The sequence below is a fragment of the Micromonospora sp. NPDC050686 genome (assembly GCF_040654475.1).
Taxonomy (GTDB): Bacteria; Actinomycetota; Actinomycetes; order Mycobacteriales; family Micromonosporaceae; genus Micromonospora.
On record NZ_JBFAID010000073.1, the window covers coordinates 1 to 26,312 of the forward strand.

The following is a 26,312-nucleotide window of genomic DNA, read 5'->3' on the forward strand; positions in this document are numbered from 1 at the left end:
GTGCCCATTTCCTTGGCCATGGCGTCGACGTCGATGTTCTTGCCCTGCACGGACAGGGCGTTGCGGGTGGCGGCGGGGCCGCAGTAGTAGAAGTTGGGCTGCGCCTCGTAGCGCACGCCCAGTTCCCGCTCGCCGTTGGCGCGGTGGGTGGTGGCCTGGGTGGCCTTCTCGGCGGGGGTGGCCTGCGCGGCGATGGCGGGGCCGGCGATGCCGCCGGCGGTGGCGGCGATGCCGGCGATGGTCAGGGCGCTGTTGCGGATCAGATCGGTACGCATGTGCGACTCCTCTGTTTCGGGGGTGCGCGGCAGCCCTTCAGGGGGTGGGGTGCCGCGGAAGTCTTGGGGGTGGGCGGCCCGGCGATCAGCGGTGGTGACCTGCTCGGGTGGCCCGGGGATGTAACGACGACCGGCGGCGGCCCATTCCCCGGGGGGTGGGGGCCGGGGGCGGGGTGCCCGCCCGGTCGAACCATGTTCAACGCCCCCGGCCCCGCACCGATTCCATCCCCACGGTGACCCCGGCCACGGACACCGGCCCCCAAACCCGACACCCCCGCCCACCACCCCCCGCCCCGTTGCGTTGATCACGGAGTTGACGGCATCGAACCGGACATTTCCCCCCGGGCCAACTCCATGATCAACGATGCGGGGGAGGGGTGCGGTGAGGTGAGGCCGGGGCGAGCGCGGGGAGAGTGGCCGGTTGAAATCGGGCAAACCGGCGCGGGAGGGCCGGCGGGTCGGTTACGCCGCGCGGAGCAGGTCGACCAGCATCCCCGGGCGACCCGGGCCGCTTCCCGGGACTGTTCGGTCTGGTCCAGGGCGCCGAAGCCGTGCCGGCCGTCCGGCACCTCGATCACCCGTACCGGTCGCCCCGCCCGCGCGGCCCGCTCGAGGAACGCGTCGATGCCGGCCAGCAGGCCGGGCAGGAGGGCCCGCTGGCCCTCCACGTTGAACGGTGGGTCAGTCGGCCTGCGCGTGCCGGTCGCGCAGGCGGGCCCGGATCTCCTCCGGGGTGTATGCGCGGCGGCGCCGCTCGGCGCGGGCGATGACCACACCGGAGGCCGCCACCCCCGCCAACCCGGCCAGCCCGAGAACCTTCCACCACCGCATCCGTTGCCGCATCGGCTTAGGGTAATCGTTCATGAGCGTGCGTGAGGCGACGGAGTGAGCATCAGCCTGGACGAGGCGGTCGAGCTGACCCGCACCGGGGACGTGTGGGTGTTCCGCGGGCGCAGCGCCCCCGACCGGGCCATCCAGTTCACCACGAACAGCCCGGTCAACCACGTCGGCATGGCTGTCGTGCTGGACGACATGCCACCGCTGATGTGGCACGCGGAGCTGGGCCGGTCGCTGCCGGACATGTGGTCGGGCACCCATCAGCGCGGCGTGCAGCTGCACGACCTGCGGGACGCGGTCTGTGTCTGGGCCAACCGGTACGGCCAGCGGGCCTGGCTGCGCCAGCTGGAACCGCCGGCCGGCGCGGAGATGGAGCAGGCGGTGCTGCGGACCATCGCCCGCCTCGACGGCACCCCCTTTCCGTCCACCAGCCAGCTCGCCTGGCGCTGGCTGCGTGGCCGCGTCCCGGCGGTACGCCTGCCGAGGCCCCCCGGGCGACAACGCTCCGGCGTCGTGCCGGAGCGGGCGCTGGAGACGGCGTACTGCGCCGAGGTGGTGGCGGTGACCTACGAGGCGATGGGGTTGCTGCCCGCCGGGCGCCGGCCCAACTGGTACGACCCCGGCCGGTTCTGGAGCGGCGACGACCTGGGACTCGCCGGGAACGCCCAGCTCGGCGCCGAGATTCAGGTGCGGATTCCGCCCCGCTGAGGTTTGCCGGCCGCCGGTCGCGGCAATTGTCTGCGCCGTGAAGGCTTCCAGCGATCTCGACACGCTGACCGAGTTCTTCGACCGGTACGGTGTGGCCCTGACCACCGGGGACGTGGCCGCCGTGGCCGGCTGCTACGCGCTGCCGGGGCTGGTGGTCGCCGACTCGTACAGCTTCTCGTTCGCCTCGCCGGCGGCGGTGGCACTGTCCTTCGTGGGCGCCGCCCCCGACTACCAGGAACGTGAGCTGGTCGCCGCGCACGCCCTGATCGAGGACGTCCAGCCGATGTCCGGGGCGCTGACCATGGTCGCCGTGGAGTGGGAGTTCCTGGACAGCCAGGGCCGGGCGGTGCCGGGGGAGCGCTACCGGTACCTGCTGCGCACCACCGCGGAGGGCCCGCTCATCTGCACCGTCGTGCGAGCCTGACGGGTCGACGCGGGTGTCCGGGCGGGACGAGGGGCGGCTCTGGTACCGGCTGATGCTGACCGCCGCCTGCGTCGCCGGAGTGGTCGTGTCCGCGCTCGCCCGTTCCTGGCTGACCGCGGTGATCTGCCTGGCCGGTGCCGTTACCGGCGCGCTGGCCGTACGCCGGCTGCGTCGCGCCTCGGACCCGGCGGCCGGCGTCGCGCCGCCGGTGCCCGGCGCGCCCCACCCGCGGCTGCGGGGCGCGCTCGTCCTGCTGGGGTTCGGCCTGGTCGCCGCCGCTTCGGTGGTCCTGCTGACTTGTGCCGGCGACAACTGGGTCGCCTACCTCGTGCTCGGCGCCCTCCTCGCGATCTCGCTGTACGCTGTCGGCGCGACGCTCCTGCTGTGGCGCAGGGTGTTCGGCGACCGGCCGGGTTGACCGGTGGCGGGCACCCGAACCGGCGCACCCGGCCAGCCCTTTTCGGCGCCGTCCCCACCGGACGGTCCGTTCCTGCTGGGGTGGCTGGGCCCCGCCGTCCCCGCTGGCTACGCTGGCGCGTCGGCTCCGACGAGGGGGGACCTCATGAACGACCGGATGGCCACGCGGCCGGGGCCGCGATCCGCACCGGCCGTGTTGACCTCCGTGCCGTGGCTGGTGGTGCTGGTGGGCGCCGGCCTGCTCGCGACGCTGCTGGTGTTCGCGATGCTGTCGTTCCGCCCGCCGGAGCACCGGGCCGCGCCGCCGCCCGCCCCGCCGCTGTACCTGCCTACGCTGCCGCCGAGCGCCTCCGCCTCGCCCAGCCCGGCCGGGCGCGACGAGGCGGTGGCGGAGCCGGTGGTGACCCCCTCAGCGCAGGCCAGCCCGTCCCCGTCGGCCGCGTCGAGTCCGACGACCACGTCGCCGTCGGCGGTGCGACCGTCGGCGTCGGCCGAGGCGCCGGTGGTGCTCGGCGCCGCCGGGTCGTCGGGGGCGCTGACCGCCCGCTACCAGGTGGTCGGCACCGACCGCGGCTCGTTCGACGCCCAACTGCGCCTGGACAACGGCTCCGATCAGGCCCAGCAATGGCAGGTCGAGCTGGCCTTCGCCGGCAACGTCAAGAGCGCCACCGCACTGTCGCCGGGCATCTCGGTGACCGCCAGCGGCGGCGCGTACCTGCTGCGTGGCACCAGCGCCCTCGCCGCGGGGCAGAGCACCACGGTGACCGTCCGCTTCCTGCGCAACGGCGCGGGTGACCGGCCGGGCCGGTGCACGGTGGACGGCACCGCCTGCACGATCGGCTGACGGGCGTCCGGCTCGCCCGTGGGCGCGCGGGGGCACTGAGGGAGGGATATGTCCGGGATGCGTCGCCTGCGGTCGGGCACCGCCAGGGTCGTCAGCTCCTCGCCGTGGGTACTGGTGGCCCTCGGTGTCGCGGTCATGGTGGTGCTGCTCGTCGTCGCGCTCGGCGCGTACCGGGCGAGGACCCCGGCCAGCGACGCGTTGCCGGCGCCGCCGGAGGCGACCATGTCCCTGCCCGAGCTGCCCCCGTCGTCGGCCGGCGACACCGCGGGGCCGCCCCCGCCGGTGCGGCCCCGGCTCTCGCCGCGGTCGACCGCGCTGCCGGCGCCGACCACCGCCCCGGCCGTGCCGACCGCCAGCGGGGGGACCGCCGGCCCCGGCGCCGGACCGCCGCCCGTACCGTCGTCGGCGCCGCCGCCGTCACCGCCCCCGCCGTCACCGCCGCCGACCGTCACCGGGAGCTACCGGGTGGTCGACCGGTTCGACGGCGGCTTCATCGGCGAGGTGCTGGTCAGCAACGCCTCGGGTCGGGCGCAGGGCTGGACGGTGCGGCTGACCTTCCCGTCCGCGCGCCTGGTCACCGCCTGGATCGAGGGCGCGCCGCAGGGCGGGGTGAGCAGGTCCGGAGACACCTGGACCTTCACCAGCGGAGTGGACCTGTCCCCGGGAGCGTCGGTGCCGTTGCGGTTCCACCTCGAGCGCAGCGGCACCGGCACCCGCCCGAGCGGATGCACCACCAATGGCACTCCCTGCGCCGAGCCGCAGATCCGCTGACGGTCCCGGCACCGGTCAGCAGGCCACCGTCGCCGACCCACCCTTCGGCCGGTCCACCGAAGCCGACCGCCTCCCCGCCGGCGTCGACACCTTCCCCTGTCCCGGCACCGTCGGGTGGGCCACCGCGGCGGCTCCTTCGTGCTGGGCGGCGTCGGCGAGCTGACCGCCGGGCAGGGGAGCACGGTGACCGTGCGCTTCCACCGCACCGGCACGGGTGACCAGCCGACGAGCTGCGTGGTCAACGTGTCGCCGTGCGCCTCCGGCTGACCCTCGGGCCCGCTCAGCCGGCCGCGGCGACGCCCGCTGGGCTGGCCGGGTGGGCGCCGGCTCGGGTACGTCGGCGGTGCAGCCAGCCGAGGGCGGCGGCCACCAGCACCGCCTCCGCCGCCAGGATGGTGATCGCCCAGAACGGACCGACCCAGGTGGCCAGAGAGACGTACCAGAACCGCACCAACAGCACCAGCAGGGTCAGCCCGAACAGCAGTGAGGCCAGCCCGTAGCTCCCGTACACCACCCGGTCGCGGGTGCGGTAGCCGGCGACCGCACCCGGCCCGCCCCGCAGCAGCCGCCCGTAGAACCGGTACGAGTCGGCGCGCAGGTCGACCAGGTTCAGCGCGTGGCTGAGCATGTAGTAGCCGTCGAGCCGCAGGAACGGCACCAGGTTGACGGCGGCGGTGACGGTGCCGAAGAGCAGGATCGTGCCGGACAGGTCGTGCGGCACGCCACTCGGCGGGCCCCAGATCCAGATCGCGGCGAACGGCAGCAGCGCCAGCATGCTCACGAAGACCCCGGCGAAGGCGGTCGCCACCCGCCGACGCGGGGAGAAGAGCACCACGTCATCCACCTTGCAGTACGGCGCGAGCATCGGGAACCGCCACATCACCCCGATCTCGGTGACCCGGCCACCGAAGTGCCGGCAGGTCAGCCCGTGTGCGCACTCGTGCAGGAAGACGATGGTCCAGGTGATGACGACGGCGGCGAGCACCGCGACCAGCGGCCGGTGGCCGCCGCCGACCACGCCGATCAGTTCCGGCAGGTGCAGTGCCACGTACCCGGCCAGGGCGAGCACCGCGGCCAGCGCGGGCAGCACGAACCACCAGCTGAACACCGGCCGCAGCGCGGGCAGCAGCCGGCTGAACAGCCGTTCCGGGTCCAGCAACGGCAGCCGCGCGGACAGCGGCCCGCGCTTGTGCCGGGCCGCGTTCTCGGCGGCGGTGGCGGTGAGCCGGGCCAGCTCCGCCGGGTCGGTCGCGCCGTCGAGCAACTGCCGGCGGTGCAGCATCGCGAAGAGTTGCTGCCAGCTCTCCGGTCCGAGCCGGCGCCGGAAGACCTCGGCGTACTCGGCCGCCAGCTCGTCGAGGGTACGGGTGCCGTCCATCCGGGTCAGCAGGAAGTACTCCCGCGGGCCGACCCGGTAGTACCAGCCGGTCTGCGGGTCCTTCACGTGGTGGACGAGCTTTTCGCCGCGCCACTGCCCGGGGCCGAGCAGCACCCCGGGGCGCAACCGGGGCCGCGTCCAGGTCTCCTCGGCGGTGGTCATCGCGAACCGGCCGGGGCGAGCTGGCCGCCGGGTGCCGCGGCGTCGCCGGGCGCCACGTCGTCCAGGAGCGCGCTGCGGATCAGGTACGACAGGTAGATCTCGTCGAGGATGCTCACCCCGAGCCGGTTGTTGGTCATGTGCACGTAGGAGCTGAGCAGGATGGACATCGCGGCGTCGCGGTCGCTGACCACGGTCGGCTCGCCGCCGCCGCGCTGGAAGACCAGCTCGCCCCGGTCGGCGGCGGCCACCACCCGGTCGCGCAGTTCCCGGCAGTGGGCCAGCCAGCGGCCCTCCACCCCGGTCACCCGGACGCCCTGGTCCCGGGCGGCGGCGCGGATGCCGGCGAGCCGCTCCCGCAGGGCGGCGTCCATCTTGTGGTAACTGCGGGCGAAGCTGTCGTGGTAGTCGTCGCTGGGCTCCTGGTAGGAGACCTCCCAGAACCTGCGGTACTCGTCGAGGAAGCCGGCGATGTGCCGGTCGTCGGCCAGGAACGCCGCGCACATCATCGTGGTGAGCTGGGTGGAGAGGCCCAGCAGCACCGGCCGGACGTGCACGTTGGTGGTGGCGAGCAGGTCCAGCACCACGTCGCTGGAGTGCTCGAAGTGCCACTCCGCCAGGTCGATGCCGGCCGGGCCGCCGTAGCGGCCGTACTCCCGCTCGTAGGGGATGTGGTGGGCGCTGTTGTTGGCCCGCATCGGCATGGTGCCGTCGGCACCGTACTCGGCGCTCCAACGCTCTTGGCCGTACTCGGCGAGGAACATCTGCTTGTACAGGTCGCCGAGGCCCTCCGCGTCCACCTCGTACAGTGCCGGCCGGCGGCGCAGGAACGCGCTGATCGCCGCGTCCAGCCGGGCCCGGACCAGTGCCGGGTCGACGCCCGGGGCGGGCAGCACCCGCAGCCGTACGTGCGGACCTTCCATCCAGTACTTGATGAAGAAGTACCGGCTGATCAGGCCGTCGGCGCGTAACTCGTCGACCAGCGGCCGGACCCCCTCGACCAGCATCGGGTTGGCGTTGCTGGCATAGAAGACGTGCACGCTGAGCCAGCCGTGGTCGGTCGGGGACGGGAAGACGGTCACTGCTCCACCTTTCCGGCTCGTACGCCGTTGAGCTCGACGGTCAGTTCGGTGACGTACGTGCCGGCGGGACCGTGCAGCACCTGCTCGTCCCGGTCGGGCAGCATCTCGGTGAGCACCAGCCGGCTGCCCGCGGCCCGGGCGGTGGCGTCCAGCAACCGCACGGAGAACAGGCTGTCGAAGTCGACGTAGAGGGGCTTGTGATCCGGCCGGCCGGCCGGTGGGGCGTCCTCGGCCGCCGGGGTGAGCCGGCTGCCCTCGGGGGTGGCGAAGACCCGCCGGGGCAGCCCGTTCTCCCGCCGCCAGCGTTGCCAGCCCAGGAACCAGTCGGCCTCGCTCCGGTCGGGGGTGCGGCCGGCCGGCAGGAAGCCCGGGTGCAGCTTCCACATCCGTCGTTGCAGCACCAGGTCGCCGTGGCTGATCCGGGGGTAGCCGACCATGCCGGTGCCGGGCAGCGGAACCGAGGTGCCGGCCCACAGGTCCGGTTGGGCCATCCCCAGGTACGCGAAGGTGAGCAGCACCTGCTGCACCTCGGGCAGCGCCATGGGCAGCAGGAAGCCGAGATAGACGGGGATCACCTCGGCGTCGAGCCGGCGCGAGCGCAGCAGCAGTCGGTCGGCGTCCGGGTCGTGCTCGACGCGCAGGTCGTCCATGTGGATCTGCTCGGCCGCCGGGCGGAAGCTGATCTCACCCGGGCAGACCAGTTCGTACGGGGTGACCGCCGGGTGCAGGTTGAGGTTGGTCGCGTCGTACCCGCCCGTGAGCTCGGCCAGCACCGCGCCGGGCGGCGCGAGCCGGGTCAGTTCGGCGCGGAGCCGGTCGGCCAGGCCCTCCTCGCCGAACAGGTGCGCGAACCGGGAGAAGAGCAGCGTCATCCCGGAGTAGACCCGGTTGACCACCAGCCGGCTGCGCCCGTCCCGCTCGGCGATCTGGAGGAAGAACGAGCGCGGGTCGAGCACCCCGAGGGTCTGCGGCACCAGCGCCGCCACCTCGGTCATGAACGCGTCGTCGAGAACGAGTTCCTCGGCGTCCGGCGGCAGGGCCGCGTACGCCTCGTTCATCCGCCGGGCCACCTCCAGCCGGGCGTCGTCCAGGGCGGTGATCTCCGGCTGCCGGAACCAGTTCTCCTGCCGCAGGTAGCGGTTGTCGGCGTCGAACGCGCGGCGGCGCATCAGCCGCCCGGTGTAGTGCTCGAAGAAGTCCTGCTGGAACTCGTGGGCGAAGGTGAGCAGGTCCTCGCAGCGCCCCCCGTCGCCGTACCGGGCGCGGAAGAAGCCCTTGGCGGCCAACCGGCGGGGTAGGTTGACGTCGAAGACCGGCATGATCCTCGCCAGCGCCCGCAGGCCGGGCAGCGCCTCCCGTTCCCAGCGGCTCCGGTCGGCGGTGACCGGTGTCCGGGTGCGCAGGGCGGCATCCTCGTAGAGCAGGGTGCGGGGGACCGGGATGTCGGGGCGGCCCAGCTCGGCGTGGGCCGCGGCGAGTTCGTCGCGGATGGCGCCGAGGGCGTCGCGCCGGCCCGCCACGTCGTGCCCGCAGTAGCCGGCGGCGAGGCGGTTGGCCGCGTCGACCCGGGTCGCCAGCTTGTCGGCCCAGCCGCGGTCGACGGCCCGGAGCGCGGCCCGGTAGCCGTCGACCGGGTCGTCGGCGTGGATGTCGAGGTGCAGGTTCGGCACCATCAGCAGACCGACCCGGAGCAGGTGGTGCAGGTACTGGGCGACCTCGTCGGCGGGCCGGCCGTCGACCGCCAACTCGGTGACGAGATCGGCCAGCCGGGCCACCCGCCCGCCGCCCAGCGCGGTCAGGATGTCCTGCAGCATCCGCCCGGTGGGCAGCACGAACAGCGACTCGTGGATGGACTCCAGGGTGATCGCCGCGTCGCCGTCCTCGGAGGCGGTGCGGCGGCGGCGCAGGTAGCGCAGCCGGCCGTGCTCGATGCGCCAGCCGGTGGTGACGGTGACCGGGAGGTCGGCGCGCAGCGACTCGTCGGCCAGGACGATCGCCGAGAGCCGGCCGATGGCGGCCAGGTTGAGCCGGGCGGTGCCGTGTTTCGGGGCGCCCGGCACCGGGTCGACGTCGAGCAGGCCGCCGGTGGCGTCGGTGAAGGTCCCGACGTTGACTGTGGTGAGGCGACTGAACGGGCTGGTCTTGCAGGCGGTGCGGAAGGCGTACTCGAGCAGGGAACGCTCCGCCCGGCGGGCCCGCTTGCCGAGCGTGGCACCGGCCGCGAGGTAGCCCGGCAGGTACTGGTCCAGCGAGGGGGAGGCGAGCAGGATGCCGCCGCGCAGGTCCGGGTCGAGGGCCAGCTCGCGCAGCAGGCCCCGGCGCTCGCGCAGTTCGGTGTCGAGCAGCGCCGCGCCCTCGGCCAACTCGGCCCGGTACGCGCCCCAGTCGGCCAGCCACCCGGCGAGCCGGGCGTGGGTGTGCGCGCCGAGCCGGTCGGCGGGCCAGGCCGCCGGGTCGGCCGGGTGGGGCCGGCGCAGGTTGAACACGTCGCGGCGCAGCCGGATCAGCTTGCGCCGCAGCGCGTCGTCGTCGAGGTTGTCGGCGACCGCCGCGCCGAGGGCGTCGGCCAGGTCCCGGCCGGCGGCGCGGAGCCGGTCCTCACGGTCGAGGACCCGCCGCGCCCAGCCGGCGGTCCGGTCGAAGGCGAGCCGGTCGGCGACCTCGATCGGCAGTCCCGCGGTGCGCAGCATGAACACCTCGGGCATCCGCCAGGACACCGGGCTGGCCGAGGGGGTGGGCAGGGTCACCGTCACGGCTGTCTCCTTCGTCGGCGCGTCACTGCTGGTCGGAGGCGTCACAGCCGGTACGCCAGGTCGGCGGTGGCCTCGGGGTGCCGGCCGAGGAGCAGGAAGAGCACCGTCCGTTCGTCGGTGCCGTCCAGCCCGAGCGCGGTGTTCATGGCGACGTTGTCGAAGCCGAGCACCGCCCCGCAGCCGAGCCGCTGCGCGGTGGCCGCCAGGTACGCCCGCTGGGCGAGCGTGCCGACCTCGGCGTTCAGCACGCGGTAGCCGCGCGGGCCGAGGACGTCCAGCACGGCGTCCGGCCGGCCGGAGATCGCCAGCACCGCGCCGACCTGCCCCATCGTGTAGTTGGTCAGGAAGTACTGCTGTTGCAGGAACGCCGGCATGCCGCCGTCGGGTTCGGCCGCGGCGGGCAGCAGGGCGTGCCGGCGCGGGCAGTACGCGTACCCGCCGGCGGCGAGGCCGTCCACGTGGTTGACGAAGACCCACAACCGGGTCAGCGCGGGGCCGCCGTCGGGAAGCTTGACGTCGGCGGGATAGTGGCTCCCGGCGGCGGCGAAGGCGAGCGTGGCGCCGAGTTCGGCCGCGGTCAGCTCCGGCGGCCGGCGGAACCGGCCGAAGCTGCTGTTCCGGGTGGCCAGCACCGCCGACAGCGGGCTGTCCAGCCGGTCCGGCCCGCCGGCGGGCAGCGTGATCGGGTCGCCGGGAAGATCCACCGGCCCGGCGCCGGTGAGCCGGCGCGGTGCGGGGGCGGTCACCGTCGCCGCCGCCCGGTGCACGGCGACGACCTGCGGGAACTCGATCAACCGGCGGGATCGTTCGAAGGCGGCGGGCCGGACCCGCACCGGTGCTGGCGACCCGGTGGCCGGGATGGCGACGGACCCGGCCGCCGGGTCGCCGGCAGGTGCGCTGCCCGCCCAGTGCACCGGCGCCACCGCGAAGACGCTCTGCTCGTCGCGCTCGAAGGCCAGCAGGTCGTCCAGGGGCACCGGGTCGAAGCAGAGCAGCCGGCACAGCCGCGCGCCGAGCGCCGGGGCCAGCAGGTCCCACGAGCCGAGCAGCGCGCCGAGATCCTGGGTGACCACGTGGTAGCAGAAGCTGTTGTACTTGAACGAGTTCTTCCAGAACTTGATGCTGGCCAGCAGGAAGCTGTCGGCGCCGTCGCCGGTGGAGTCGCCCAGCGCCGCGCGCACCGTGCCGGAGACGTCCCCGACCAGCAGCCGTTCAAGCAGGTGCTGCCCGGTGTGGTAGTGGTACACGCCGGGCAGCAGCGGCCCCGACGCCCCGGCGACCAGATAGAGCTCGACCGGGTACATGCCGCCGCCGGAGGCGGTGCCGCGCCCCCAGACCGCGTGCTCGAAGTGCGCCCGCTTGCCGGCGTCCTGGTTCCAGTTCACCGTCATCCGCCGATCCAGCACGCCGTACGACAGGCGCAGCAGGGTGGCCAGCGAGTCCAGCGACCAGCCCTCGGCCGGTGGCAGGTTCGCCCCGGTCAGCAGGGCACCCAGGCTGGCCAGTTCCGGCGTGGCCGCGGTGAGCGGCACCCGGGGCGTGCCCGGGTACGACACGTGCCGGGAGGGCTGGTCGAGCCAGTCCACCTCGAAGTCGAGCGGTTCCATCGGCACCCGCGCCCGGCGGAACACCGCCTCGGTGTACTCCCGGACGACCGCGACGGCCTCGGACTGCATGACGTGCTCCTAGGGGAAGGGGTGCGGGTGGGGGTTGCGGGCGGTGGCGCCGAGCCGGTCCGGTCCCTGCCGGCCGCGGGCGAGGTGCCGCTCCAGCCGCCGGCTGTGCAGCACCCGCTGCCGCTGCCAGCCGAAGTCGATCGGGATCAGCGCGGGGGCGACCAGGGCCATCGTGTGCACCCCGGCGATCTCCTGCTCCGGGCAGGTCTGGTCGACGGCGAGCACGTCGCCGCCCAGCCCGGCGATCAGGCCGGCCAGGTACTCGGTGTCGGCGGTCAGGTCGTCGTGCGCGGGCCGGGCCGCGAGCCAGTCGGCGTACCGGTCGTCCATCGACTGCTTGGGCGGGTCGTCGAAGAGGAACGCCGCGTGCCGCGTCATCTCCGGCAGGCCGTAGAGCAACGCGTGGTGGCTCAGCTCGGTGACCTTCGTGTAGTCGCGGGTCATCTCCCGCAGCTCCGGCAGGCTCGCCTCGACCCGCTCGTCGAAGCCGGGTACATAGGAGGCGGTCTCGCAGACGGCTGCCCGGACCGCGTCGTCGGGGTCGAGGCTCGCCCCGGCGGCGAAGCAGAGTTGACCGGGGCCGCCGTCGCGCTTGACCGCCACCGCGGTCACCACCGGGACGGGCAGGTCGGCGCGGGTGTCGAAGAGCCGGATGTCGTACCCGAGCAGGCCGACCCGGTCGAGCATGAAGTGCACCTTCTCGTCCCGGCAGGTGGCCGGGTCGATCTCGGCCAGCCGGGACGAGGCGTACCAGGCCAGCAGGAAGGCGTCCCGCTCGACGAGTTCGAGCATGCCGTGCAGCAGCGCCTCCTCGGGCGAGCTGCCGCTGGCGCAGCCGTTGGAGCACTCCTGGACGAACTTGCGCTGTTGCTCGCGCCGGTCCAGGTAGTAGACGAGCTGTTCGGGCACGAGCCGGGGCCGCCGGTCACGCAGCGAGTAGCCCCACACCCAGTGCATCGGCTCCGTCGGGGAGTACGGGGCGTAGTAGAGCCCGTGGCCGTGGTAGAAGGCCGGGTGGTAGCCCAGCCCGGCGGGGTCCATGGCGTCCGGGCCGAGGTTGGCGTAGCTGTCGAAGACGTCGGTGCGCCGGGCCCGGGGGAACTGCCCGGCGTACCGCTCCAGCCCTTCCAACAGCGCGTACGTCTCGCTGGTGCCGTAGCTGTTGGCGTGCCCGCTCCACCACATCTCGTGGAGGTCGTAGCGGCTGCGTACCCGGAAGTAGCCGGTGACCGGGGCGGTCGAGTTGGCGTTGTAGGCGCGTAGCGCGTTGCCGCCGAGGGTCCCGGCGACCGGGTTGGCCAGTGCGGCGACCGGCAGGTTCAGCTGGCCGGCGGAGCGCAACCGGTACGTCGTGGGATCCGGCTTCGGGCGGCTGGTCAGCTCGATCACCGCCCGCTCGGCGGTGTCCGGCGGGACGACCGCGCAGGCGGGGCACTCGGAGTCGGCCATCACCTCCACCACCGTCGTGTCGAGGGTGTCCATCCGCAGTTGGTGGAGTCGTCCGATGCCGGGGCGGGTGTCGGCCGGGGTGCAGGCGAGGAGGAGGAGTGCCCAGATCGAGTCCACCGCGAACGAGGTCAGGTGGGGCAGCGGTCCGGCGACGGCGACCGGGGCGGCGTGCTCCAGGGCGTGCCGCTCCTCCCGTACCCGGATGGCCTGCCAGCGGCGCTGCACGCAGAGCGGGCAGGGCCCCGGGCGGGTCGCGCCCGGGCCGGTGCCGGACCACAGCGGGCCGACCAGCGCGGTCGCGCCGTGCAACCAGATCGGGAGGACGCCGCCGTGGGGTAGGTCGGCCGGTTCGCGGCTCGCGTCGGTCAGGCCGAGCGCGCCGAGGCGGACGGTCACGCCGGCCGGCCGGGCGCCCTGGGCCGCCGGCCGGCGGGCCGGGTCGTGCAGCCGTTGGTGCAGGGCCTCGCCGAGCTGCTTGAGGCTGGTGTCCCACCCGGTGGAGGTGGTCCTGACGTCGACGATCATCTTCCTCACCTGGGGTGGCGGCCGGCGCGGCGGCGCGGCGGGTCGGGGAAGGTGGGATCCCCGCCGACGTGGCAACGCCGGCGGGGACGGTGACGGGATCAGCCGCCGCCACAACCGGTGCTGGTGCTGCTGCTGCAGCAGCTGGATGTGCTGCAGGAGCAGCAGCTGGAGCAGGAGCAGCTCGAGCTGGACCAGTCCATTACCATCGCGTCGATCGCATCGACGTCCTCGATCTCGAAGGTCTCGGTCTCCAGGGCGCGGAGTTCCTCAGCGAGTTCCGGCATTCTGTTCACACCTCCTCTCGTCGGCGGGCGGGTGCGGCACCGCGGACGGGCGTCCCCGGATGCCCTGGGCCTAGCTCGTGCTGCTGCAACTCGACGAGGTGCAGCTGCAACAACTGGACGTGCTGCAACTGGAACAGCTGGACGTGCTGGTGCTGCTGCTGCAGATGTCCATGACATCGGCGGACAGGTCCGCGATGTCCTCGACCTCGAAGGTCTCCGTCCGGAGGTTGCGCAGCTCGCTGCGAACGGCCTCCGGTAGGGCGTCGGGTGCGGACGGGTTCGGTGCCATGGGGCCTCTCCTTGAGCCACGGGGGGATGCCAGTCGTTCCCAGGTGCTCCACTCCACCGTCGAGCGGGACGAGGGCGTGCGGGGCGCTCGCCGGTCGGCGGGCCGACGGGCGTGCCGGTGGCGTGTCGCGGGTTGATCCGGGGACGGACTGGGCGGGCGTCAGCGTCGGGGTCGACCTCCGGCACCGTCAGCCGCAGCTCGAGGTGCTGGTACTGGTGCTACAGCAGCTGGACGTGCTGCAGGAGCAGCAGCTGGAGCAGGAGCAGCTCGAGCTGGTCGCGGCCAGCGCTTCGCCGCCGTCCTCGACCTCCTCGATCTCGAAGGTCTCGGTCTCCAGCTCGCGGAGCTCGTTGTGCAAAGTGATCGGCATGTTCTGTCACCTCCCTCCGGTCAGATTCCTCGTCCGGTCCACCAGGTGGTGGTTCATTGCGCCGCGGGCCGGTCCCACAACAGCACGACGCCGCTGTGGAAGGCCCCGCTGGCCCGGATGTCGCGCGTGGTGGTCTCGACCAGGAGCGCATCGACGCCCCGGGTGGTCAGCTCGGCGAGGACCGCCGCCCGGTCGGTCGGGGCGGGGGCGGGGCCCGGGCCGGTACCGGCGACGCCGGCAATCGTCGCCGGGTCGAGGCCGAGCAGGAGGGGATCCCCGAGATCGGCGCCGGTGTCCTCGAAGTGCCGCACCTGGATCAGGCCGACCAGGTCCCGGGTCGCAGCGAGTCGGGCGGCGGTGGGGTCGAGGTCGGCGGCCAGGGTCCACATCGGCGCAGCGTCGTCCGGCGCCCCGGCCAGGGCGAGGACGGCGTGCGCCGGCGCGGCCCCGAGCAGCGTGAAGGCCTCGATCGGCCGACCGAAGCGGTGCGCGGCCTTGATCACCAGCGCCGTCTCGTCGTCGGCGACCAGCTCGTCCTCGCTGAGACGCACCAGGGCGCTGCGGCCCCGCAGCGCGCTGGTCAGTGCCCGGTAGGCCAACGCGCCCGCCAGTCCCCGGTCGATCAGCTCGGCGCGGGTGGCGCCGACGGCGGCCCCGGCCGTGGTGCGCTCGGCGTGGCCGTGGGCGTTCGCCCCGGACCTGGGCAGCGCCAGGGCAGCCGGGACGTGGACGGTCGTGCCATCGGCGAGGACGGTCGCGGGCAACCAGTCGACAGCTCGGTCCGGGCCGTCGGGCGCGGTCCCGCCGGCGCCGTCCAGCTCGCCCCAGGGCACCGGGTGCAGGCCCTGCTCGCGCAGCTCCGACGCGGTGCCGGTGATCGCGCCGGGCGGGGCGGCGTGCCGGGCCACGTGATCGCGTACGGCGGTCCGGTAGGCGTTGAGCCGGGCGTTCATCACGGTGTCCACGGCGAACGCGGTGACCTCCCGCGGCCCACCGGGGCCCGGTATCCGCAGCCGGGCGGTCTTCAGCGGAGCCTGCTCCAGCGGGTCGTCGACGAACCGGGTGAAGACCCCGGTGTGTTCGGAGACGAGCGCCTCGGCCCGGCGGTAGGTTTCCTCGTCGTCGGCCGGGTCGTCGGCCGGCGCGGCGACCTCGGTGTCCCGGCAGACCGGGCACGCCGGATGGGGCAGCACCCGTTCCCGGGCCGATTCCAGGGTGGCGGGATCGAGCAGCACCACCCCGGCGCCGGTGTCCGGCGGGAGCGCCCCGGTGCGGACCCGGAACAGCTCGAAGGCGGCGGCGTTGCCGAGCATCCGCGCGGTCACCTCCGGCAGGACGGTGGGCGTGGCGACCTCGGGCCCGAGGGCCAGCTGCCGCCAGAACGACGCGCCGGTCGCCGGCCCGGCGGACTCGGTGAGCCGGAGCTGGGCGCAGAGCCAGCAGGGGCTCTGCCCGGCGGTGACGACGGGGCCGAGCACCGCCCGGTCGGCGTCCCAGTAGACCGGCACCAGGGGTGGGCCGCCGCGCTGGGCGACCCGGGCCAGCTCGTGCAGCCGGCCCAGGCCGGTCGCGTCGGTGCAGTACAGGAGGGCGTCCGCGGCGGCGGGGTCCAGGGGTCCGGAATGGACGCGGACCTCGGCGTCGACCCCCTCGGCGCGCAGTTCGGTCACCTCGGCCTGGAACGCGTCGCGGTACGCCTCCGGGGCGTCGTCGGGGTGCACGTCCAGCTCGACGCAGCCGTTGCGGAGCAGCCCGGCGACGGCCGCGCGCAGGGTCTCGCCCCGGCCGCCCAGGGCGACCCGGGTGGTGTGGAAGCGCTGGAATCGACGGGCCGCGTCGTCGGCGAAGTGGTCGACGAACTCGATCTGGGTGGCGAAGCGGCGAGCCACCGGTTCGGCCAGTTCGCCGCGACCCTGGGCGTCCTTGGCGAATCCCCGGTCGACGAGGGCGCGGACCAGGCTGACCACCGTCCGTCGCTGCCCCTCCGCCAGGCCGGTGCAGAGCTGGGCGAGGGTGTGCCCCCCGTCCAGGTACGGGCTCAGGCTGGTCAGCCAGCGGAACGCGGTACGGCCCCTGATGAGAAACGCCGAATCGGGACCCCGCAGGTACGCCCCGGCCGGTGCGTCCAGAAACACCACATCGTGACGCAGTTTGGGGCGCATATCCAGGATCCGGTCAGCGTCCTGTTGCAGGTCCATCGGCGCTCCTATGCCATCCACTGTGGCCGGATGAAAGTGCTCCCCATGGTGCACAAGCAGTTCACGATGGTCAACGTCTTGTTTCTGACGGCGCTGGTCTGCTACGGGTTTGGGTGGCCTGACCTGGGGCGCAGGGAAACCGCGAAATCTCGCACTTCCGAAGCTGATCGCGCTCGGCTAGCCTGTGGGCGTCGATCGGCTTGCCGCAGGTCACAAGGCTGGCCGTGGCGTGACCCGGCGGCGGGTTGGCGCCGTCGGCGGGCGCGGTCACGGTGTGCCGGGCAGGCTGGCGGGTTTTCCGTGCACTGTTTTTCGCCGATGCTGATTCCACCCCTGACTGATTGCGGTGGCATTAACGGACGAGCCGAGGTGAGCGATGGTTAACGTGCCGCGAACGTTGGTTGAAATGGTTGACCCGCGGGTTCCAGGAACCTCTGGTAATTGCTGATGAGCAATGATTTCGCCATCGAGATGGACGGGGTGACAAAGCGTTACCCGGGCGGTGTCACCGCAGTTGCCGACCTCGATCTCCGCGTCCGGGAGGGAGAGGTCTTCGGGTTCCTCGGCCCGAACGGCGCGGGCAAGACCACCAGCATGCGGATGCTCGTCGGGCTGGTCCGGCCCAGCGCTGGGCGGGTGCGGGTGCTGGGCCGTCCGCCGGGCGTGCCCGAACAGTTGTCGGCCGTCGGCGCACTCATCGAGTCGCCGGCCTTCTATCCGCACCTGTCGGGACGGGACAATCTTCGGCTTGCCGCCCGATACTCCGGAAATTCTGAAGACGTGGTCGAGCGTGCGCTCACCGAGGTCGGCCTCAGCGGTCGGGCCCGGTCGCGATTCCGGGAGTACTCGCTCGGGATGAAGCAACGGCTCGGCGTGGCGGCGGCGCTGCTGAAGCAGCCGAAGCTGCTCATCCTCGATGAACCGACCAACGGCCTCGACCCGGCCGGCGTGTCGGAGATGCGGGAACTGCTGCGCACCCTCGGCCGGCGCGGTCACACGGTCCTGCTCTCCAGCCACGTGCTCGTGGAGGTCGAGCAGGTCTGTGACCGCATCGCGGTCATCGACAAGGGACGGCTGGTGGCCACCGGCACCCCGGACGAGCTGCGAGCCCGGCTCGGCACCGGGATGCTGGTCGTCGTCGCCGACCCGGTGGACAAGGCGGCCGCCTGCCTGCGCGACGACGCCCGGGTACGCCGGGTGGACGTCGTCGACGGGCAGTTGCGGGTGACCGCCGACCCCGACCTCGCGGCGGAGTTGAACCGGCGACTCGTCGAGGCGGGCGTCGACGTCCGGGAGCTGCGGCCGGTGCGCCACTCCCTGGAGGAGGCGTTCCTGGAGCTGACCGGGGGTCGGCGGCCGGCCGGCGGCGAGCCGACGGACCCGGGGGAGGAGGAGAAATGATCGCCTCGATACGGGCGGCCTGGTTCGCCGACCGCAAGCGGCCCGCCGTGTGGACCGTCGCGGCCACCTGGACGGTCCTCGCCATCGCGTTCGGGATCGGCATCCCGTACGTCGTGCACCTGGCCCTCTCCGGCGACCCGGCGCAGGCGGAGGCGGCGGACACCCTGCTGACCAGCGTGCTGCCGGAGCGGGTGGTGCCCACCGGGATCGCGCTCTTCCCGCTCTTCGGGGGCGCGATGGTGGTGATCCTCGGCGCGCTGGTGGTGGGCAACGAGTACCGCTGGGGCACGCTCAATCTGATCTTCACCCAGCGGCCCCGGCGGGCCCAGGTGATGCTCGGGCACGCCGCTGCCCTCGGCGCCCTCACCCTGCTCCTGGTGCTGGGCACCTTCGCCGCGCTCGGTGTGGTCACCTCGGTGCTGGCCCTGGTCGAGGGCCGCGGATCGGACTGGCCACCCGCCGGGGACCTGCTCGGTGCGCTGGCGGCGGGCTGGTTGATCTGCGCGGCGTACGCGAGTCTCGGGTACTTCCTGGCGATCGCGTTCCGCGGGGCCGCCACCGCGATCGCCGTCGGGCTGGTGTGGACTCTGCTCGTCGAGAACGCGGTCGGCGGCCTCGCCCTGGTGCTCAAGCCCCTGGGCCTGGTGCAGAAGGTGTTGCTCGCGCCCAGTGCCGGCTCGCTGGCCGGTGCGCTCGGGGCCCGCTCCCAGTTCGAGGGTGGCACCCCGGGCGTGATCGAGTCGTCCGGTCCGTGGCTGCCGGCTATCGTGCTGATCCTGTACGTGCTCGTGCTGGTCGGCCTCGGCACCTGGCTCGCGGTGCGACGGGACGTCAACTGAGCGACTCGGAGAGAGGGTGCCGCCGATGGAGTTCCTGCTCGCCTTCCTGGTGACCGGCCTGGCGGCCAGTGGCGGCTGGATCGTCTGGGCCGGCGTGCGCGGCTGGGGCCGGTACCGGGACCGCCGGCACGAGCTGGCGCTGGCCCGGGCCCGGGCCGAGGCGGACGTGCGGCGGGCCGAGCTGGCGGCGCACCTGCGCGAGATCGAGCTGGCCAACGAGACCTACCTGGACTTCAAGGAGCGTCACGCGACCGACGTCGAGCGGCGCCACGGCAACAGCTGATCGATTCGGCGGGTTCCCGGGCCCGCACCCTCCGGCTGCAATGGTGCGGGCCCAGCGCCGTTCGCGGCCGGTGTGGCGGGGTTGGCCGGCCGACGGGGCCGCAGGTGGTTGCAGTGGACCGCAATATTTCGACTCTGTTTGCAAGCTATTGCAGAATGTTTCGGCAAGAGCTAGCGTGCGGGCGAATCACGACCAGCAGGAAGGCCGTCGATGAAACCCCCGCCGATCACCCGCAAGGCGTTGCTCGCCCTCAGCACCGCCCTCAGCCTCGCCGTCGTCGGCGCCCCCGTCGCCATGAACCAGGTCGGGGCCGACGCCGCCGCGCGGACCGCCGTCACCGACCCGCTGGCCGCGACCGGTGCCGCCCAGTGGTCCATTGAGCCCAGCCCCGAGCTGCTGCTGCGGGCCAGCGACAACAGCGCCCGGGCCGAGCAGTTCTACTTCGTACTGCCGGACCGGTTCGCCAACGGCGACCCGCGCAACGACCGCGGCGGCCTCACCGGGGACCGGCTGAGCACCGGCCTCGACCCGAAGGACAAGGGCTTCTACCACGGTGGCGACCTCAAGGGCCTGATCGACAAGCTGGACTACGTCCAGGGCCTCGGCACCACCGCCATCTGGCTCGCCCCGATCTTCAAGAACCGGCCGGTGCAGGGCACCGGCAGCGACGTCTCCGCCGGCTACCACGGCTACTGGATCACCGACTTCACCCAGGTCGACCCGCACTTCGGCAGCAACGCGGAGCTCAAGAAGCTGGTCAAGCTGGCGCACCAGCGGGGCATCAAGGTCTACCTCGACGTCATCGTCAACCACACCGCCGACGTCATCAAGTACGCCGAGGACAAGTACGCGTACATCGACAAGCAGACCTCGCCGTACACCGACGCGCGGGGGCGGGCCTTCGAGGACCGCAACTACGCCGACGGCAGCCGCGACTTCCCGGACGTCGACCGGACCTCGTTCCCGTACACCCCGGTCTTCGACTCTCCCGGCGACGCGAAGGTCAAGGTGCCGGGCTGGCTGAACGACGTCACCATGTACCACAACCGCGGCGACTCGACCTTCGCCGGCGAGAACAGCGAGTACGGCGACTTCTTCGGCCTGGACGACCTGTGGACCGAGCGCCCCGAGGTGGTGCGCGGCATGACCAAGGTCTACGGGGACTGGATCGGCAGCACCGGCGTCGACGGCTTCCGTCTGGACACCGTCAAGCACACCAACCTCGACTTCTGGCCCCAGTTCAGCCGGGGCATCCAGCGCGCCGCGGAGCAGGCCGGCAAGAAGGACTTCTTCATGTTCGGCGAGGTCTACAGCGCCGACCAGGAGATCCAGTCCACGTACGTGCGCCGGGGCGGGCTGCCCGCCACGCTGGACTTCTCCTTCCAGGAGGCCGCGCGGGGCTACACCGCCGCGAACGGCTCGGCCCAGGCCCTGGCCGACGTGTACGCCAAGGACCCGCTCTACGCCGCCCGCAACACCGACGCCCGCCGGCTGACCACCTTCCTCGGCAACCACGACATGGGCCGGATCGGCTCGTTCGTCGCCGCGGCCGGCGGGGACGACGCCGCCCAGCTGCGCCGCGACACCCTCGCCCACCAGCTGATGTTCCTCACCCGCGGCCAGCCGGTCGTCTACTCCGGTGACGAGCAGGGCTTCACCGGCCCCGGCGGCGACAAGGACGCCCGGCAGGACATGTTCGCCTCCCAGACGCCCGACTACCTCGACGACGACCTGATCGGCACCACCCGTACCCACACCAGCGACCAGTACGACACCGCGCACCCGCTCTACCGCGGCATCGCCGAGCTGGGCAGACTGCGACAGGCCCACCCGGCGCTGCGCGACGGCGTCCAGATCACCCGGTACGCCGCCGACGGCCCCGGCGTCTTCGCCTTCTCCCGGATCCTGCCGAAGGACCGGATCGAGTACGTGGCCGCGGTGAACAACGCCGACAGCGCGCAGACTGTCACCGTGGACACCTGGTCGACCGGCACCGCGTTCACCGGCGTGTACGGCGCCGCCACCGCCGCCACCGCCGGGGCGGACGGCAAGCTCTCGGTGACCGTGCCGGCGATGTCCGCCGTGGTGCTCCGGGCCGCCCGGGCGATCCCGCCGGCCGGGGCCGCGCCCCGGATCACCCTCACCTCCCCCGGAGACGCCCCGGTCGCCACCAAGGCCACCGTCACCGCCCAGGTGACCGGCGACCCGCTGTCCACGGTGACCCTCGCGGCCCGCCCGGCGGGTGGCAAGTGGACACTGCTCGGCCGCGCCGACGCCGCGCCCTACACCGTGCACCACGACCTGGCCGGCCTGCCCGGCGGCACCCGGGTGGAGTACAAGGCGGTGGTCCGCGACGGCAAGGGCCGGACCGCCAGCACCCGGTCCAGCGGCGTGGTGGGCACCCCCGAGCAGGGCGCCGCGCGGGACTGGGCGGTGGTGCACTACCAGCGCCCGGCCGGCGGGTACGACGACTGGGGCCTCTACGCCTGGGGCGACATCGATCCCGCGTACGCCACCGAGTGGCCCAAGGGGCAGCCGTTCGCCGGCGAGGACTCTTTCGGCCGGTTCGCCTGGGTGAAGCTGAAGCCGGGCGCGAAGTCCATCGGCTTCCTGGTGGTCGACAAGGACGGGAACAAGGACGTCGGCAACGACCGCACCATCGACGTGACGCAGACCGGCGCGGTCTGGGTCAAGCAGGGCGACCCGAACACCTACCCGACCCGGCAGGCGGCCACCGGCGAGCCCGACCCGGCGGCCGAGGAGGGCACCGCGGTCATCCACTGGCGCAAGGCCGACGGCAACTACGACGGCTGGGGCCTGCACCTGTGGGACGGCGCCGCCAACCCGACCGACTGGTCCAGCCCGCTCAAGCCGGAGCGGATCGACTCTTTCGGCGCCGTGTTCCGGGTGCCGCTGACCGCCGGGGCGACCGGGCTGAACTACATCGTGCACAAGGGAGACGAGAAGGATCAGCCCGACGATCAGCGGCTCGACTTCGCCTCCGCCGGCCGCGAGGTGTGGCTGCTGGCCGGGGTCAAGGGCCGGCTGCTGCCGCCGGCGACCAGCGGGGTGGCGAAGGACCTGGACGTCACCAGGCAGAAGGCGCACTGGATCGACCGGTCCACCATCGCCTGGCAGACCGGGCCCACCGACGGCAAGCGGTACGAGCTGGCCCTCGCCCCGACCGGTGGCCTGACCGTCGCCGACGGGGAGCTGTCCGGGACGTACACCCGGTTGCCGTTGCGGGCGCAGCGCAACGGGCTCACCGAGGCCCAGCGCGCGGCCTTCCCGCACCTGTGGGCGTACCAGACGTTCACGCTGGACCGGGCCGACCTCGGCAAGGTACCGGCGGCGCTGCGCGGCCAGCTGGTGGTCACGGAGCGCGACGCCGAGGGCGCGCTGCTCGGCGCGACCGGGGTGCAGGTTCCGGGCGTGCTGGACGACGTCTACCGCGCCGCCACCGACGCGAAGCTCGGCGCGACCTTCGCCGGCAAGGTGCCCACCCTGGCGGTGTGGGCGCCGACCGCGCGCAACGTGGCGTTGCAGCTGTTCGACTCGCCCACGGCGCAGCCGCGCACGGTGGCGATGAGCCGGGACGACCGCACCGGCGTCTGGTCGGTGCGCGGCAGCCGCGACTGGGCCGGCAGGTACTACCGGTACCAGGTGCAGGCGTGGCAACCCGCCGCGCAGAAGCTGGTCACCGCTTCGGTGACCGACCCGTACTCGGTGGCGCTGGCGCCGAACTCGACGCACAGCCAGATCGTCGACCTGGCCGACCCGGCGCTGGCCCCGGCCGGCTGGGCGGCGCTGCGCAAGCCGGCCGCCCCGCCCGCCGCGCAGGTGCAGATCTCCGAGCTGTCGGTGCGGGACTTCTCGATCGCCGACGACACCGTGCCGGCGCAGCGGCGGGGCACCTTCCTCGCCTTCACCGACCCGGGCACGGCGGGGATGAGGCACCTCAGGTCGCTCGGCGACGCGGGGGTGAACTACCTGCACCTGCTGCCGGCGTTCGACTTCGCCACCATCCCGGAGCGGCGCGCCGACCAGCGGCAGCCCGCGTGTGACCTGGCCAAGCTGCCGCCGGACTCGGACGAGCAGCAGAAGTGCCTCGCGGCGGTGGCCGAGACCGACGGCTACAACTGGGGCTACGACCCGCTGCACTACACGGTGCCGGAGGGCGGCTACGCCGTCGACCCGGCCGGGGCGCAGCGGACCGCCGAGTTCCGGCAGATGGTCGCCGGGGTGAACCAGGCCGGCCTGCGGGTGGTGATGGACGTGGTCTACAACCACACCTCGGCCGCCGGCACCGACCCGAAGTCGGTGCTGGACCAGGTGGTGCCGGGCTACTACCACCGGCTGCTGGAGGACGGCACGGTCGCCAACTCGACCTGCTGCGCCAACACCGCCCCGGAACACGCCATGATGGGCAAGCTGGTGGTGGACTCGCTGGTCACCTGGGCCAAGCAGTACAAGGTGGACGGCTTCCGGTTCGACCTGATGGGCCACCACCCGAAGGCGAACATCCTGGCCGTGCGGGCCGCGCTGGACACGCTGACGCTCGCCCGCGACGGCGTGGACGGGAAGAAGATCCTGCTCTACGGCGAGGGCTGGAACTTCGGCGAGGTCGCCAACGACGCCCGGTTCGTGCAGGCCACCCAGGCCAACCTGGCCGGCACCGGGATCGGCACCTTCAACGACCGGCTCCGCGACGCGGTGCGCGGCGGCGGCCCGTTCGACGCCAACCCGCGGCTCCAGGGCTTCGCCTCCGGCCTGTTCAGCGACCCCAACGGGGACCCGGTGAACGGCTCGGCCGCCGAACAGAAGGCCCGGCTGCTGCACCAGCACGACCTGATCAAGGTCGGGCTGGCCGGCAACCTGCGCGGCTACCGGTTCACCGACTCGGCCGGCAGGCAGGTCACCGGCGCCCAGGTGGACTACAACGGCTCGCCGGCCGGCTACACCGCCGCGCCGGGCGAGGCGATCACGTACGTCGACGCGCACGACAACGAGATCCTGTACGACGCGCTGGCGTACAAGCTCCCGCAGGGCACCACCGCGGCGGACCGGGCCCGGATGCAGGTGCTGGCGCTGGCCACCACCGCGCTCGGCCAGGGCGCCGGATTCGTCACCACCGGCTCCGAGCGGCTGCGCTCGAAGTCGCTGGACCGCAACTCGTACAACTCGGGGGACTGGTTCAACCAGATCCGCTGGGACTGTGCCCGGGGCAACGGGTTCGGCGCCGGCCTCCCGCCGGCGCAGGACAACCAGGACAAGTGGCCGTACGCCAAGCCGCTGCTGGCCGATCCGAAGCTGGTGCCGGACTGCGCCGCGATCGACCTGGCCGACGCCCGGTACGCGGAACTGCTGCGGGTCCGCCAGTCCTCGCCGGTCTTCGGCCTGGCCACCGCCGACCAGGTGCAGCAGCGGGTCGCCTTCCCGCTCTCCGGGGCGGCGGAGACGCCGGGCGTGCTCACCATGACCCTCGACGCCCGCGGGCTCGGCGGGACGTGGAAGTCGCTGACCGTGGTCTTCAACGCCACCCCGAAGGCGACGAAGCAGCAGGTCAGCGGGCTGCGTGGGGCGAACGTGGCGCTGCACCCGGTGCTGCGTACCTCGGCCGACGAGGCGTTGCGGTCGTCCTCGTTCGACCGGACCAGCGGCACGTTCACCGTGCCGGGGCGTAGCGTCGCGGTCTTCGTGCAGAGCTGACCCCGCAACGGTCCGGCCCCCTGCCACCGAGGTGACAGGGGGCCGGACGCCGGGTGGATCAGTTGGTTGCGCGTGGCGTCAGTTGAAGCATTCCTTCACGGTGCCGGCGCAGTTGGTCGGGTCGTTGTCGGCCACGATCGACTTTTCGTCGAGCCGGACCTTGCCCTTGTGGTTGAGGATGCCGCCGGCGATCCGGTGCTGCTTGGACGGGTCGGTGGCCGTGTTCTCGATGACCTTGCTGTCGGTCAGGTGGACGGTGCCCTCGTTGTTGAAGATGCCGCCGCCGTTGAGCGCGGTGTTGCCCTTGACCACGGTCTCCCGGAGGGTGAGGAAGGCGCTGTCACCCTTGCCCTCCACCCACTCCTGGTAGCCGTCCTCGACCTTCTCCAGGCCCTTCTCGCCGTTGAAGATGCCGCCGCCGAAGCGTCCGGCGGTGTTCTCGACGATGGCGCTCTCGGAGATGGTGGCGGTCGCCCGCTGCTCCTCCTTCTCGCCGCCGTACAGGGCTTCCTTCTTCTTCTCCCCGCCGGTGTTGACGACGCCGCCGCCGTCCTTGTCGGCGTGGTTCTTCACCACGATGACGTGGGTGAGGACGAGGTCGGTGTTGCTGGCGTAGACGCCACCGCCGCTCTCGCAGGCGGTGTTGCCCTTGATCACCGCGCGGACGACGAACTTGCCGTCGCGGTCGCCTTCGCGGTCGCGGTCGCTGTCCGCGGCCGCCCCGCCGCCGTAGCCGCCCTTGTTCTCGTCCTTGCCCTTCTCGTCCTTGTTCTCTTCGTGCTTGCCCTTCTCGTCCTTGTTCTCTTCCTTGCGGTTCTCGTCCTTGTTCTCTTCCTTGCGGTTCTCGTCCTTGTTCTCTTCGTGCTTGCCCTTCTCGTCCTTGTTCTCGTCCTTGCGGTTCTCGTCCTTGTTCTCTTCGTGCTTGCCCTTCTCGTCCTTGTTCTCTTCGAACTTGCCGTGCTCGTCCTTGCTGCCCTCGATCTTGACGAAGCCACCGGAGCTGAACACGCCACCGCCGTTCTTGCCGGCCTGGTTGTCCTCGATCTCGGTGTTGACGATCTCGACGCTGCCGGCCTCGTCCTTGCCCTGGACGAGCGGGTAGCTGTCCTTCCCGTGCTCGCCCTTGCCCTTGCCGTTGGCGACACCGCCGCCGTTCTCGCCGGCGGTGTTGTCGGAGATCCGCGAGTCCTTGACCTTGAGGATGCCGACGTTGAAGATGCCGCCACCGTTCTTCCGGGCGTGGTTGTCCTCGATCTTGCTGTCGTCGATGTCGACGCGGCCGAAGTTGGCGATCGCGCCACCGTTGTTCTCGGCGTTGTTGCGCTTGAGCTTGACCTCCTTCAGGTGGGCGCTACCGCCCCGCTCGACCAGCAGCGCGCCACCGTCGCCCTCGCCCTCCTTGCTGGGCGGCTTCGGGTACGAGGGCGAGCCGCCGTCCGCCCCGTCCAGCACCGGCATGACCGGAGCGCCGGCCCCGACCGGAGCGCCCGGCGCGGCGGCCACCGCGGCCTGCGGAACCAGGGCCGCTTCCGGGACGCCCGCGGGAGCCTGGAGCCCGGGTGCGCCGGGCGGGGGTCCGCCGTACTTGAATTCGGCGGCGTTGCCGTCGGCGACGGTGAGGTCCTTCAGGGTCAGGTCGCC

At 72.8% G+C, this 26,312-nt stretch carries 22 protein-coding genes; 10 read left to right on the forward strand and 12 right to left on the reverse strand.

What is annotated here, in order from left to right; translation table 11 throughout:
- Both AB0H57_RS29745 and AB0H57_RS29750 read right to left on the reverse strand, forming a co-directional pair.
- A partial coding sequence (locus AB0H57_RS29745; protein WP_357511993.1) for a C39 family peptidase occupies positions 1-275 on the reverse strand: 275 nt, incomplete at its 3' end.
- 681 nt (positions 276-956) lie between these two features.
- The gene (locus tag AB0H57_RS29750) at positions 957-1,118 is read right to left on the reverse strand and encodes a hypothetical protein (RefSeq protein WP_357512014.1); all 162 of its coding nucleotides are present in this window, start codon (positions 1,116-1,118) and stop codon (positions 957-959) included.
- Positions 1,119-1,160: 42 nt separating this feature from the next.
- Between AB0H57_RS29750 and AB0H57_RS29755 the strand changes: the two genes are divergently transcribed.
- The 6 genes from AB0H57_RS29755 (at position 1,161) to AB0H57_RS29780 (ending at position 4,543) form a co-directional block, all read left to right on the forward strand.
- Positions 1,161-1,820, forward strand: coding sequence for a hypothetical protein (locus AB0H57_RS29755; RefSeq protein ID WP_357511994.1), 660 nt, complete (start codon positions 1,161-1,163; stop codon positions 1,818-1,820).
- A gap of 37 nt (positions 1,821-1,857) precedes the next feature.
- Entirely contained in the window at positions 1,858-2,244 is a 387-nt protein-coding gene (locus AB0H57_RS29760; protein ID WP_357511995.1) for a hypothetical protein, read from the forward strand.
- Positions 2,245-2,257: 13 nt separating this feature from the next.
- A complete protein-coding gene (locus AB0H57_RS29765) occupies positions 2,258-2,662 on the forward strand; it encodes a hypothetical protein (protein WP_357511996.1) in 405 nt (134 codons plus the stop codon).
- Positions 2,663-2,854: 192 nt separating this feature from the next.
- A complete protein-coding gene (locus AB0H57_RS29770; RefSeq protein ID WP_357511997.1) occupies positions 2,855-3,505 on the forward strand; it encodes a hypothetical protein in 651 nt (216 codons plus the stop codon).
- Between the two features lie 57 nt (positions 3,506-3,562).
- Positions 3,563-4,276: a cellulose binding domain-containing protein gene (locus AB0H57_RS29775; protein WP_357511998.1), complete on the forward strand. Its 714-nt coding sequence runs from the start codon at positions 3,563-3,565 to the stop codon at positions 4,274-4,276.
- A 114-nt stretch (positions 4,277-4,390) separates the two neighbouring features.
- A complete protein-coding gene (locus AB0H57_RS29780; RefSeq protein WP_357511999.1) occupies positions 4,391-4,543 on the forward strand; it encodes a hypothetical protein in 153 nt (50 codons plus the stop codon).
- 13 nt (positions 4,544-4,556) lie between these two features.
- On the opposite strand, the gene AB0H57_RS29785 is transcribed toward AB0H57_RS29780, so the two are convergent.
- The 9 genes from AB0H57_RS29785 to AB0H57_RS29825 form a co-directional block, all read right to left on the reverse strand.
- On the reverse strand, positions 4,557-5,816 hold the full coding sequence (locus AB0H57_RS29785) for a M50 family metallopeptidase (protein ID WP_357512000.1): 1,260 nt from the start codon (positions 5,814-5,816) through the stop codon (positions 4,557-4,559).
- The gene (locus tag AB0H57_RS29790; protein WP_357512001.1) at positions 5,813-6,895 is read right to left on the reverse strand and encodes a thiopeptide-type bacteriocin biosynthesis protein; all 1,083 of its coding nucleotides are present in this window, start codon (positions 6,893-6,895) and stop codon (positions 5,813-5,815) included. Before AB0H57_RS29790 ends, AB0H57_RS29785 begins: the two co-directional genes overlap by 4 nt.
- Positions 6,892-9,648, reverse strand: coding sequence for a lantibiotic dehydratase (locus AB0H57_RS29795; protein WP_357512002.1), 2,757 nt, complete (start codon positions 9,646-9,648; stop codon positions 6,892-6,894). Before AB0H57_RS29795 ends, AB0H57_RS29790 begins: the two co-directional genes overlap by 4 nt.
- A gap of 41 nt (positions 9,649-9,689) precedes the next feature.
- The gene (locus AB0H57_RS29800) at positions 9,690-11,324 is read right to left on the reverse strand and encodes a SagB family peptide dehydrogenase (RefSeq protein WP_357512003.1); all 1,635 of its coding nucleotides are present in this window, start codon (positions 11,322-11,324) and stop codon (positions 9,690-9,692) included.
- Positions 11,325-11,333: 9 nt separating this feature from the next.
- The gene (locus AB0H57_RS29805) at positions 11,334-13,298 is read right to left on the reverse strand and encodes a TOMM precursor leader peptide-binding protein (RefSeq protein ID WP_357512004.1); all 1,965 of its coding nucleotides are present in this window, start codon (positions 13,296-13,298) and stop codon (positions 11,334-11,336) included.
- 98 nt (positions 13,299-13,396) lie between these two features.
- Complete coding sequence (locus tag AB0H57_RS29810) at positions 13,397-13,759, reverse strand: thiazolylpeptide-type bacteriocin (RefSeq protein ID WP_357512005.1); 363 nt, start codon at positions 13,757-13,759, stop codon at positions 13,397-13,399.
- The gene (locus tag AB0H57_RS29815; protein ID WP_357512006.1) at positions 13,653-13,871 is read right to left on the reverse strand and encodes a thiazolylpeptide-type bacteriocin; all 219 of its coding nucleotides are present in this window, start codon (positions 13,869-13,871) and stop codon (positions 13,653-13,655) included. The genes AB0H57_RS29810 and AB0H57_RS29815 overlap by 107 nt, the downstream gene beginning before the upstream one ends.
- Positions 13,872-14,058: 187 nt before the next feature.
- Positions 14,059-14,241 carry a hypothetical protein gene (locus tag AB0H57_RS29820; protein WP_357512007.1) on the reverse strand — a complete coding sequence of 61 codons (183 nt, stop codon included), beginning with the start codon at positions 14,239-14,241 and terminating at the stop codon, positions 14,059-14,061.
- A 53-nt stretch (positions 14,242-14,294) separates the two neighbouring features.
- A complete protein-coding gene (locus AB0H57_RS29825) occupies positions 14,295-16,439 on the reverse strand; it encodes a TOMM precursor leader peptide-binding protein (protein ID WP_357512008.1) in 2,145 nt (714 codons plus the stop codon).
- 447 nt (positions 16,440-16,886) lie between these two features.
- Between AB0H57_RS29825 and AB0H57_RS29830 the strand changes: the two genes are divergently transcribed.
- The 4 genes from AB0H57_RS29830 (at position 16,887) to pulA (ending at position 24,671) form a co-directional block, all read left to right on the forward strand.
- Positions 16,887-17,840, forward strand: a complete 954-nt coding sequence (locus AB0H57_RS29830) for an ABC transporter ATP-binding protein (protein ID WP_357512009.1) — start codon at positions 16,887-16,889, stop codon at positions 17,838-17,840.
- A complete protein-coding gene (locus tag AB0H57_RS29835) occupies positions 17,837-18,679 on the forward strand; it encodes an ABC transporter permease subunit (protein WP_357512010.1) in 843 nt (280 codons plus the stop codon). Before AB0H57_RS29830 ends, AB0H57_RS29835 begins: the two co-directional genes overlap by 4 nt.
- Positions 18,680-18,704: 25 nt before the next feature.
- On the forward strand, positions 18,705-18,962 hold the full coding sequence (locus AB0H57_RS29840; RefSeq protein WP_357512011.1) for a hypothetical protein: 258 nt from the start codon (positions 18,705-18,707) through the stop codon (positions 18,960-18,962).
- A gap of 210 nt (positions 18,963-19,172) precedes the next feature.
- On the forward strand, positions 19,173-24,671 hold the full coding sequence (gene pulA, locus AB0H57_RS29845) for a pullulanase-type alpha-1,6-glucosidase (protein WP_357512012.1): 5,499 nt from the start codon (positions 19,173-19,175) through the stop codon (positions 24,669-24,671).
- A 78-nt stretch (positions 24,672-24,749) separates the two neighbouring features.
- Here pulA and AB0H57_RS29850 read toward each other — a convergent pair.
- A partial coding sequence (locus tag AB0H57_RS29850; RefSeq protein WP_357512013.1) for a hypothetical protein occupies positions 24,750-26,312 on the reverse strand: 1,563 nt, incomplete at its 5' end.

Excerpts from the sequence above, each read along its gene's own strand:
- AB0H57_RS29750 (WP_357512014.1), bottom strand. The coding sequence starts at position 1,118 with ATGCGGCAACGGATGCGGTGGTGGAAGGTTCTCGGGCTGGCCGGGTTG.
- AB0H57_RS29840 (WP_357512011.1), top strand. The coding sequence starts at position 18,705 with ATGGAGTTCCTGCTCGCCTTCCTGGTGACCGGCCTGGCGGCCAGTGGC.
- AB0H57_RS29810 (WP_357512005.1), bottom strand. The coding sequence starts at position 13,759 with ATGTCATGGACATCTGCAGCAGCAGCACCAGCACGTCCAGCTGTTCCA.
- AB0H57_RS29800 (WP_357512003.1), bottom strand. The coding sequence starts at position 11,324 with ATGCAGTCCGAGGCCGTCGCGGTCGTCCGGGAGTACACCGAGGCGGTG.
- pulA (WP_357512012.1), top strand. The coding sequence starts at position 19,173 with ATGAAACCCCCGCCGATCACCCGCAAGGCGTTGCTCGCCCTCAGCACC.
- AB0H57_RS29830 (WP_357512009.1), top strand. The coding sequence starts at position 16,887 with ATGAGCAATGATTTCGCCATCGAGATGGACGGGGTGACAAAGCGTTAC.
- AB0H57_RS29775 (WP_357511998.1), top strand. The coding sequence starts at position 3,563 with ATGCGTCGCCTGCGGTCGGGCACCGCCAGGGTCGTCAGCTCCTCGCCG.
- AB0H57_RS29785 (WP_357512000.1), bottom strand. The coding sequence starts at position 5,816 with ATGACCACCGCCGAGGAGACCTGGACGCGGCCCCGGTTGCGCCCCGGG.
- AB0H57_RS29815 (WP_357512006.1), bottom strand. The coding sequence starts at position 13,871 with ATGGCACCGAACCCGTCCGCACCCGACGCCCTACCGGAGGCCGTTCGC.
- AB0H57_RS29825 (WP_357512008.1), bottom strand. The coding sequence starts at position 16,439 with ATGGACCTGCAACAGGACGCTGACCGGATCCTGGATATGCGCCCCAAA.
- AB0H57_RS29820 (WP_357512007.1), bottom strand. The coding sequence starts at position 14,241 with ATGCCGATCACTTTGCACAACGAGCTCCGCGAGCTGGAGACCGAGACC.
- AB0H57_RS29835 (WP_357512010.1), top strand. The coding sequence starts at position 17,837 with ATGATCGCCTCGATACGGGCGGCCTGGTTCGCCGACCGCAAGCGGCCC.
- AB0H57_RS29805 (WP_357512004.1), bottom strand. The coding sequence starts at position 13,298 with ATGATCGTCGACGTCAGGACCACCTCCACCGGGTGGGACACCAGCCTC.